This is a genomic window from Actinomycetota bacterium (assembly GCA_035759705.1).
GTDB lineage: Bacteria > Actinomycetota > CADDZG01 > JAHWKV01 > JAHWKV01 > JAJCYE01.
On sequence record DASTUJ010000112.1, the window covers coordinates 1 to 9,239 of the forward strand.

Genomic DNA, 9,239 nt, shown 5'->3' on the forward strand with positions numbered 1-9,239 from the left:
CGCCGAGGTATCCAGCCTGGCCTTCAGGCGGGCCGAGGGATCGCCGGACTCCTCCACCTTGCTCCCGAAGACGATCGCCACGTCCGAGGCTTCAACACCGGGGGTCATTCCGGCGGCGACCAGGTAAACCGCTAACAGGCATGCGGCCGGCGCAGCCAGGTAGACGATCCGCCGCAGAACCTTCACTGCGACGGCTACCGCTCGGTCGGGTTCCCCGCCTGCTGCCAGCCCTGGATCCCGCCGGCCATCGAGACGACGTTCGAGTAGCCGAGCTTCTGCAGGTAGTAGCCGCCGATCAAAGACCGCACGCCGGTGGCGCAGTAGACCACGATGCGGTCGTCCTTGTGGGCGGTGAGCGTCTCGTCGGCGAACTTCGAGTCCGGGTCTCCGGCGTCCGGGATCTCGTCCAGGACGATGCGGACGGCGCCCGGGACGTACCCCTTGCGCAGCTCGTGGGCCTCCCGGACGTCAAGGAATATTCCCACCGTGCCGGCATCCAGCTCCGCCGCGGCGTCCTGCGGACTCACCTCGGGAACGCTCTTTCGGGCCTGCTGAAGAATCGACTGTCGCTGGCTTGGGTCCATGGGTCCTCCAAATTGAGTTTTCCCCCACCGGCGAGGCGATAGCCGAGTGGTTTATGGTCGAGCATATGCGCGTTAGAAAACTCGTCGCCCTGGCAGCCGCCTGGGTGCTCGTCGCCGCCTTCCCGGTGAGCGCCCGCACCGACGACCCCCTCTACGACCAGATCTGGGGGATGCGCCGCATCGGGGCTGAGGCCGCGTGGCAATTCTCCCGGGGCGAAGGGGTTGTCATCGCGGTGATCGACACCGGGGTCGACCTCGAACACCCCGACCTCAAGGACCAACTCGTTACGGGGTTGAGCGTGGTCGGTGAAGGCCAGCCGGACGACAAGCACGGCCACGGCAGCTTGATTGCAGGGATCGCGGCCGCAAAGTCGGACAACGGCGAGGGTATCTCCGGGGTGGCCCCCGATGCCAAGGTGCTGCCCGTACGGGTCTTCGACGCCGCCGGGAGCGCCACCTCGAGCAGCGTCGCCCGCGCCATCCGCTTTGCGGTCGACGCAGCCGACCGCCGGCACGCCAAGCTGGTCCTCAACCTGAGCTTCGTCGGTCCGTCCCAGCCCCAGTCGGTGGTGGACGGTGACCCGGGCTCCGCGATCTTCGGCGACGAGGCGGTCAAGCGGGCGATCGCAGACGCCGCCGCCGCCGGCGCGGTGGTAGTGACCGCGGCAGGCAACGAGTCCGCCCCGCACACCGCTTTCGACCCACCGAGCCACCAGGGGATCATCGTCGTGGGAGCCAGCGACAAAGAGGACAAGTGCACCGGTTTCACCAACTACGGCCCGGGCCTGGACATCCTGGCGCCGGGAGTAGGCATCCTGTCCACGTACTGGAATTCCCCCGAGGACAAGTCCGGCTACGCATACGCCGACGGGACTTCGATGGCGGTGCCCTTCGTTGCGGGAGCGGCGGCCCTGCTGATGTCCGAGGGCCTCAACAACGTCGAGACGGTCGACCGGATGATCAGCACCGCCCGGGGCCCGGGGGTCGCGTGCCACGACGAGGACACTCGGTACCGGGTCCTGGACGTGGCGGCAGCCTTCGGGGTCGCGAGGGAAAATGTCGGCGACGACGACAATAACACCGAGCCCACCACCCCGATCCCCTCGGCCCTCATCCTCCAGGGCGAAGGGAACGGCCCGGTGGTGGTCGACCCGGAAACCGGCGCCCAGGCGCAGGCGCCCACCGAACAGGTCAACGGCCTGCTGCAGTTCACGCCGCTGCGGGCGCTGGCCACGAGCCTTTTGTTTGTGGTGCTCACCTTCATGCTGCTGGCCCGGACATTCGGCGAGCCGGAAGACCCCTAATTGGCTTGCGCACGGCCCGGAGTGCAAAACTAGCCGGACTATTAAAAGGAGATTCAAAATGGCCGGCACCGCAAACCCCAACACCACATTCCGGGTCTCGATGACCACGTTGTTGAACCCCGAGGACTCGGTGGCAGTCGATCAAGCCATTAGGACCCACCTGTCCGAGTCCCGGGAGCTGGTCCACAAGCTGAGGGACTACGCCGACCTGGTGGAGGCGACCCTGGCCGACCTCGAGGGCCACGAGCGCCTGGACAACTTCCTCATTCAGCGCCTGATGAGCGCCTTCAACCACATGGAGCAGCTTTCCTCCGAGGTGTTCAAGAAGCGGGACGACACGGGCACCGCGCTCGCATCCAACATCCAGTAGCGCTCCGGCCTACCCCAAGCCGTGGTAGGGAAAGATCACCCTCTGGACCTCGTCGACGACGTCGTCGATCTCGGCGGCCGTCACGGGTGAGCCGGTGATCTCGGGCTCGGATAACCGGCCGGGCACCTGGTCGCCCGCCTGGCGTTCCGCCTCCTCCAGAAAAACGGCGGGGAGCTCGTCGGGCAGATCGAACTCCGCCATCTCTGCAAAGTAGATCGTCCACGCACGGGGAACTACCTTGGCCCACTGGTAGCCGCCTCCCCCGGTGGCCAGCCACCTGCCTCCCGCAGTGCTGTGGGCCAGCTCGTGAAGCCTCCGTCCGGTTTCGAAGAACGCGCCGGTGGTCAGCAGCAGGTTGGTCAGGGGATCGGTGCAGTGGGTGTCGCAACCCAGCTGGGTGACGAGCACCTCCGGCCGGAACGCCTCGAGGATCGGGGGCACCACCCGGTCGAAGGCCCGCAGCCACAGGTCGTCCGGGGTGTAGGGCGGTAGAGGGACGTTGACCGAATAACCTTCAGCACCCCTCCCGCCGATCTCGTCCACGAAACCGGTTCCCGGAAACAGTGTGGCTCCCGACTGGTGGAGCGAAATCGTCAGCACCTCCGGGTTGTCGTAGAAGATCGCCTGGGGACCGTCGCCGTGGTGGGCGTCGACGTCGACGTAGGCGACCCGGCCGACCCCCTGCTTCTGCAGCCACGCGATGGCAACCGCCGGGTCGTCGTAGACGCAAAATCCGCTGGCCCGGTCCGGCATCGCATGGTGCAGGCCCCCGGAGGGGTTGAAGACGTGGTCCGCCCGGCCCGAATAGAGCGCCTCGGCGGCGACGATCGAAGCCCCGGCAACCCGGGCCGACGCCTCGTGCATGTTGGGGAACACCGGGTTGTCGCCCGGCCCGAAGCCGAACTCCCACCACGGGCCCCGCTTGCCGCGGCCGGCCAGCTTCACGGCCTCGATATACGGAGCACTGTGGACGAGGCGGATCTCCGTGTCGGTGGCGTCCCGGGCGTCCACCGAGCCCACCCCGGGGCTGTCGAGAATCCCGTAATCGGCGATCAGCCGGTAGGTGAGCAGGACCCGAGCCGGCTTGAGAGGGTGGCTGGGACCGAGGTCGTACCACGCTCCCTCGCCGTACTGAACCAGCTCCACCCGATCGCCCACAAGACCTCCCGATCGTCTAAATACTTCAATAAATCTCTAACCCCCGGTAGCGGCTATCAAACACCGACAGCGGCAGATCCGCCACAAAATCGGATTTTCCGCCGAAAACCCGGTTAGGCCGGGACATTTACGGGAAAGATTGGCGCATGAGTTTACTGATGGTTGGTTCATTTCCACTGATGATGACGATTGTGTTGATGATTGCGGTCTGGGCAGAACGTTTCCTGGCCGAAAAGGACGAGCTGGTTCCCATAGAGGAAAACTACGACAAGGGACTCGACCCTCGTACCCCGCAGGCCGGAATTGCAGTACCGGCGGCCCGCGCCGCAATGGTCACCAAGCCCGAGCTCTAAAAGCCGGTTCCACCGACGCCTTTGGGCGTCCGTAACCCGCTAGTTGAGCGACGATCGCAGCGACCTCGCCGCTGCCTTCAACCGCTCGGCAAGCTCCGGATGCGCCTCGGCAACGGCCATTACCTCGGCCGCTCCCTCCCGGACCCGGCCTTGTAGGGCCAGCGCTTCGCCCAGGCCTGCGACCTCCTCCCGGGGAATGATCGGCATCGCCAGCCGCATCCGCAACACCCACTCCAACGACCGCCCGTCGCTCCGTGCCTTGTAGATCGCCTTTAGGTTGTTCAGCATCCTCGCCAGGATCTCCTGCCTGCTCGATACCGGGCGCATCCCCGGGACGAACTTCACCGCGGCCGGCACCCCCGTCACCTGTCTGAACCGGGCCTCGACACCCTCCTCGTCCAGCAGCTCGCCGTTGAAGAAGGGGTCGATGTAGTCTCCGGTCAGCGGTGACCGGACCAGGAAATGGCCCGGCATCCCAATGCCGTCGAGCTTGATCCCGGCCCTGCGCCCCACCTCGATCGTCAGAACGGAAAGGGTGATCGGTATGCTCCGGCGTCTGTCGATGGCGACATCCAGAAACGAGCTTTCCGGCTCGTAGTAGGTGTCCCGCTCGCCATCGAATCCCAGCTCGTTGAACAATCGCCGCCTTAGGGAGTCGAGGTCGTCCACCCCGTAGGCGTAGTCATCCATCCGGCCCAACCACTTCTCCGGCTCCAGGTCGGGGTGGTCGGCGGCGGCAATGGCCAGCGCAGCCCGGCCGAGGTCGATCTCATCGTCGGGCCGGGTGACCAGGCTCCGAAAGCTCTCTACTGCATCCAACTGGCCTTACCTCTCAAGGGTTCCAGCCGGTCGACCAGCTCGGCGGCATCGACAAATATCCGGTCCAGGGCCTGCTCGGAGAGCCGGCCGGTGTTCGTGTTTTGGGGGCTCGGGTGGTACGAGCCGATCAGGTGCAGCCCACCGATCTCAACCTTGACCCCGTGCCCGAATCGGGGCTTCGGATGCGGGATCTCCACGCCATTTTCTCTCAACGCCGGGAGGGTTGCCTCCCAGCCGATCGAACCGAGCGTCACGATCGCCTGCAGACGGGGCAACGCCCTCATCTCCCTCACCAGGTAGGGAAGACAGGTTCTTCTCTCCTCGGGCAGCGGCTTGTTGTCGGGCGGCACGCACCGGACTGCGGCGGCGATGTAGCAGTCCTTCAGCTCCAGGCCGTCGGACCGGTCCACCGAGACCGGCTGGTTGGCGAATCCTGCCCGGTGCAGAGCCCGGACCAGCCAGTCTCCCGAGCGGTCGCCGGTGAAGACCCGGCCGGTCCGGTTGCCGCCGTGCGCCGCCGGCGCCAGCCCGACGATCAGCAGCCGGGCCTCGGGGTCGCCGAACCCCGGCACGGGGCGAGCCCAGTACTCCTGGCCCCGGAACCGGGCCGGCGGGTTGGCGGCGCTCTCCTCCCGCCACGCAACCAGGCGGGGGCATTTGAAACAGTTCGCCACCTCGGCCTGAATCTGCTGCAGGGACTCGCCGGACGGCTCGATCGCATCCATTCTCCGGCCAGATTAAGCCCCGGGGGCCGGGGGCCGCAGTGATTTAATGCTCGCCATGCGGCGGAGGGTTTTATGACCGAGCTGTTCCGATCGTTTTTGAACAACGTCCCCGCGGGCTGGATGCTGCTGATGGTGGTCGGGGGACTAACCGGAGCCGCGGCCGCAGTCGCAGTCGTGCTCGACCGGCTGTTTCCCCAGCTGCACGGCAGAGAGGACGGGGGTGGTTCGTACGGCCTGCGGGAGACCTACGGCGCCTTCTACTTCTTCCTCCTGGCACTGGTGATCGCCAACATCCAGACCACCACAGGTGAGGCGGATGAGAGGGTGATAACCGAGGCATCCGCGGTCGCACGGATGGTCAACGGCGCGGGGATCCTGCCGGGTGAGTACCGGGCAAGGCTGGACGGCGCGGTATCGGACTACCTGCACGCGGTGGTGGAGAAGGAGTTCCCGTCGATGCGGGAGGGAAAGGTGAGCCGGGAGACCTCTGCGGCCCTTGGCGAGCTCTACAGGGTGGTCCAGGAGTTCCGGCCCCAAACCTCGGTGGAGGAGGCTTTCTACTCCGACGCCCTGTCTCACCTCGGGGAGATCACCTCCGCGCGCCGCCACCGGCTGAGCATCGCAGAGGGTTCGGCGGTTCCGGAGCTGCTCAAGGTGTTCATAATCGGGGGCCTGGTGCTGTTCCTGGCGCTGTTCTACCCGGCTTCGATCCCGAGCCTGAGGCGGCGGGCGACGGTCTTTGCGACGTTCGCCCTGATCGGCTCCTTCGCTCTGCTGCTCACCATCCAGCTGGACTACCCGTTCTCGGGGACCGTCTCGGTCAGCTCCCGACCGTTCCAGGAGTTTGCCCTGGCACAGTATTTCTAAGCCCTGAAGCCGATAGCCCGGGTCTCGTTCCGGCGGGCCACCGGCAGACGGGGACGCTCTTCCGGGGTCACGACGTGGCGGAGAACCTGCCCACCGGCGCATCCGGCGGCGGCAAACAGCTCGTCTGCCAGGGCCCGGGTCGCCTCGTCGAACCCGGGCAACGACAGGTAGAGAAGCGCTCCCGGGTTCATCGCCGCGCCGAGGCGCTCCGCCGCGGCCAGGCTGGCGTGCCGGGCCGGCACATGGAACAACAGTGCCGCCACCACGAGGTCCAGCCCGGGGGGCGGTTCGTAGAACGCTACATTTGCTCGCACGGTGCGCAGCTTCAGCCCCCTGGTCCCGGCAGCCCGGGAGGCTTGCCAAAGCGCTTCTGCGGAGAGGTCCACGAGGTCGACATCGAAGCCGAGACCGGCTAGAAAAAGAGCGTGGCGCCCCTGGCCGCCGCCCAGGTCGACAGCCCTGCCGGCGCCCGATCCTGACAAGGCCTGCTCGAGCTGCCGGTCTGGCTGCTCACCGTAGGCCCACTCCCGCGTGCGATGGAGCTCGTCGTAGGAGGATTTCGGGGCCATGCTCGTAGGTTATTGGTTTCGGCCCCGGGGTTCCCATCATTCAGAGGCGCCAGTAATATTTCCGGGCCAACCTACCGGCCGGAATCGTTCCGCCGCCTTGCCAAGGGATCTCTACCGAAGGGTGTCATACCGTGCTCAATCGACTGCCTTTTTCAGCCCTCTCACACCAGCCGGCCCGTATCCGGCGGATTGCAGGCCTCGCGCTGACGCTCGCATTATTGGGAGCGATCGCCGGGCTGCCTCCGGCCTCCGCCCGAACTGCCAGCTTCGAGCCGCCCGTCTACTACACCATCGGTCGGGATGCCGTCGAGATCGAGACCGGAGACTTCAACGGCGACGGCATTGAGGACCTGGCCACCGCCAACTTCACGTTGTCGACAATTTCCGTCCTCATCGGCGCTGGCGGCGGACTCTTCTCGCCCATCTCCACATTCAGCCCCAGCCCGTCGCCGAACTCCCTTCCGCAAGCTCTGGACCTGAACGACCTCAACGGGGACGGGAATCTGGACATCGTCGTCGCCCTCCTCTTCAGCAGCCGCTTTTCCGTCATTTTGGGCAACGGAGATGGAACGTTCCAGGCCCCGGTTACCTACATCACCGCTACCCTTCCGACCGATCTCGACACGGTAGACCTTGATCGGGACGGGGATCCCGACCTTCTTGTCGCCTCGACTGGAATCGGCGGCTTGTACTCCCACTACAACAACGGCGACGGCACCTTCTCCACCTCCCAGGGAGGCTTCGTCTCGATGGGGGAGGGTCCCAACTCGATTGTGGTAACCGATCTGAACGGGGACGGCTTTGTCGACTGGGTGTCCACCGACCCCGGTCCGGACCAGGTGTTGGTTCGCCTGGGCGAGCAACTCGGCTGGGCGGACGAAGTTGGCTACAACGTGGGACCGGATCCCGAGTCCGTGACTGTGGGTGACCTCGACGGCGACGGCGCCCTCGACCTGATCGTCTCCAATTTCGGCGACGGGGACCGGACCGACGACGGCACCCTGACCCTTTGGTTCGGCGCCGGGGACGGCACGTTCTCATCGCCCCTGACAATTCCCATCGGCGACGACAGCATCATGAACACTGCAGTCGGCGACCTGAACAGCGACGGTTTGGCCGACATCGCGGCGGCCGGACTGAGCGGACAGATCACTGTCGTCTTCGGCACGGGCGGTCGGACCTTCGGCCCGGCAACGGGGTTCGCCACCGTCGCCGAGAGTTTCACTACCGACGTCGCCATTGTCGACCTGGATTCGGACGGCAGGCTGGACCTGGCGGTCACCGGCAGCGGGACCACCCTCACGGTCCTCATGAACAGCACCGATTTGATCGATCCGACCGTCACCCTCACCACCCCGGCGGAGGGGGCGTTCTACCGGCTCAACCAGGTGGTGAACGCGTCGTATTCGTGCGCGGACACCGGCGGTTCGGACATCGCTTCCTGTACCGGCCCGGTTGCGAACGGGTCGCCCATCGACACCTCAACTGCCGGCAATCACGTCTTCACAGTCACCGCAACCGACGGCGAAGGCAACACGGCCAGCGAGACCAACACCTACACGGTGGACGGCACCAACCCCACCGTGACCCTGACGACTCCGCCTGACGGGGCGACCTACACCCTCAACGAGGTCGTTGCAGCTTCCTACTCCTGCAGCGACGCCGGCGGTTCGGGCATCGCAACCTGCGAGGGGACGGTCGCAAGTGGGTCACCCGTCGACACCTCTACGGCGGGGAGCCACACGTTCACGGTTACCGCCGTCGACAACGCCGGGAACCTGACCGCGCTGACCCATAGCTACGAAGTTGTCGAGTTTGCGGACCTGTCGATCGAGAAAACCTGCCCCGAGGTGATGGTTCCCGGGGAGCCCTTCAGCTGCACTCTGGCCATCTCGAATGAGGGCGCTACGGCCTCGGATGTCGAGGTGTCGGACGTGCTGCCCGAGGGGGCGACGCTCGTGGGAACTCCGGCCGGAGGTGACTTCACTTGCGAGGTCATCAACCCGGTCTCCTTCGGCTGCACCAGGGACACTTTGCCGGCCGGCGGAGACCCCGCCGTCATCACCTACTCGGCGGTGGCTGCAATCGACCTCGGGCCCGGCGTGACGCTGGAGAACTCGGCCTTCGTGGAGTCGGCCACCCCCGACGACGACGCGCTGAACAACTCCGACACCTTCACCGGAACCACGCCGGTGTGCACGGTTGGGCCGTTCGAAAGTGACCGGGCGGTCGGCGGCGGCGACGGGGACGACGTCCTCTGCGGGCCGATCTCCGGTGACGAAGGGGTCAGCTTCAACGGGCGGGGTGGGAACGACATCATCTTCTCCGGCCCGGGATCCGACATCATCCGGGGCGGAGCCGGCAACGACACGATCATCGGCGGCAACGGGGACGACAGCCTCATCGGCGGCCTCGGCGACGACCGGCTCTTCGGGCTGAGCGGGAGCGACAGCCTGGACGGCGGCGCCGGAAACGACTCCCTCTACGGCG

The 9,239-nt window shown here is 66.2% G+C and carries 11 protein-coding genes; 5 read left to right on the plus strand and 6 right to left on the minus strand.

What is annotated here, in order from left to right:
• Together VFV09_07800 and VFV09_07805 are read right to left on the minus strand one after the other, a co-directional pair.
• The coding region (locus tag VFV09_07800; protein HEU4867615.1) for a YdcF family protein at positions 1–186 on the minus strand (186 nt) is incomplete at its 3' end.
• 8 nt (positions 187–194) lie between these two features.
• Positions 195–584, minus strand: a complete 390-nt coding sequence (locus tag VFV09_07805; protein ID HEU4867616.1) for a rhodanese-like domain-containing protein — start codon at positions 582–584, stop codon at positions 195–197.
• A gap of 65 nt (positions 585–649) precedes the next feature.
• Between VFV09_07805 and VFV09_07810 the strand changes: the two genes are divergently transcribed.
• Positions 650–1,888 (plus strand): S8 family serine peptidase, encoded by a 1,239-nt coding sequence (locus VFV09_07810; GenBank protein ID HEU4867617.1) that lies wholly within the window; start codon positions 650–652, stop codon positions 1,886–1,888.
• 58 nt (positions 1,889–1,946) lie between these two features.
• A complete protein-coding gene (locus tag VFV09_07815) occupies positions 1,947–2,258 on the plus strand; it encodes a hypothetical protein (protein ID HEU4867618.1) in 312 nt (103 codons plus the stop codon).
• A gap of 9 nt (positions 2,259–2,267) precedes the next feature.
• On the opposite strand, the gene VFV09_07820 is transcribed toward VFV09_07815, so the two are convergent.
• A complete protein-coding gene (locus VFV09_07820; GenBank protein HEU4867619.1) occupies positions 2,268–3,416 on the minus strand; it encodes an acetoin utilization protein AcuC in 1,149 nt (382 codons plus the stop codon).
• A gap of 146 nt (positions 3,417–3,562) precedes the next feature.
• On the opposite strand from VFV09_07820, the gene VFV09_07825 reads away from it, so the two are divergent.
• Positions 3,563–3,769 (plus strand): hypothetical protein, encoded by a 207-nt coding sequence (locus VFV09_07825; protein HEU4867620.1) that lies wholly within the window; start codon positions 3,563–3,565, stop codon positions 3,767–3,769.
• A gap of 39 nt (positions 3,770–3,808) precedes the next feature.
• Here the strand turns inward: VFV09_07825 and VFV09_07830 are convergent, their stop codons facing one another.
• Positions 3,809–4,588, minus strand: a complete 780-nt coding sequence (locus VFV09_07830) for a transglutaminase-like domain-containing protein (GenBank protein HEU4867621.1) — start codon at positions 4,586–4,588, stop codon at positions 3,809–3,811.
• Positions 4,576–5,313 (minus strand): uracil-DNA glycosylase, encoded by a 738-nt coding sequence (locus VFV09_07835; protein HEU4867622.1) that lies wholly within the window; start codon positions 5,311–5,313, stop codon positions 4,576–4,578. Before VFV09_07835 ends, VFV09_07830 begins: the two co-directional genes overlap by 13 nt.
• A gap of 72 nt (positions 5,314–5,385) precedes the next feature.
• Between VFV09_07835 and VFV09_07840 the strand changes: the two genes are divergently transcribed.
• Positions 5,386–6,180, plus strand: coding sequence for a DUF4239 domain-containing protein (locus VFV09_07840; protein ID HEU4867623.1), 795 nt, complete (start codon positions 5,386–5,388; stop codon positions 6,178–6,180).
• Here VFV09_07840 and VFV09_07845 read toward each other — a convergent pair.
• Positions 6,177–6,749, minus strand: coding sequence for a class I SAM-dependent methyltransferase (locus VFV09_07845; protein HEU4867624.1), 573 nt, complete (start codon positions 6,747–6,749; stop codon positions 6,177–6,179). The genes VFV09_07840 and VFV09_07845 overlap by 4 nt on opposite strands.
• A gap of 131 nt (positions 6,750–6,880) precedes the next feature.
• On the opposite strand from VFV09_07845, the gene VFV09_07850 reads away from it, so the two are divergent.
• Positions 6,881–9,239, plus strand: a 2,359-nt coding sequence (locus tag VFV09_07850) for an FG-GAP-like repeat-containing protein (protein HEU4867625.1), incomplete at its 3' end; no start/stop codon positions are given.

Coding starts and splice junctions, on each gene's coding strand:
- VFV09_07805 (HEU4867616.1), bottom strand. CDS start 584: ATGGACCCAAGCCAGCGACAGTCGATTCTTCAGCAGGCCCGAAAGAGC.
- VFV09_07810 (HEU4867617.1), top strand. CDS start 650: ATGCGCGTTAGAAAACTCGTCGCCCTGGCAGCCGCCTGGGTGCTCGTC.
- VFV09_07815 (HEU4867618.1), top strand. CDS start 1,947: ATGGCCGGCACCGCAAACCCCAACACCACATTCCGGGTCTCGATGACC.
- VFV09_07825 (HEU4867620.1), top strand. CDS start 3,563: ATGAGTTTACTGATGGTTGGTTCATTTCCACTGATGATGACGATTGTG.
- VFV09_07835 (HEU4867622.1), bottom strand. CDS start 5,313: ATGGATGCGATCGAGCCGTCCGGCGAGTCCCTGCAGCAGATTCAGGCC.
- VFV09_07840 (HEU4867623.1), top strand. CDS start 5,386: ATGACCGAGCTGTTCCGATCGTTTTTGAACAACGTCCCCGCGGGCTGG.
- VFV09_07845 (HEU4867624.1), bottom strand. CDS start 6,749: ATGGCCCCGAAATCCTCCTACGACGAGCTCCATCGCACGCGGGAGTGG.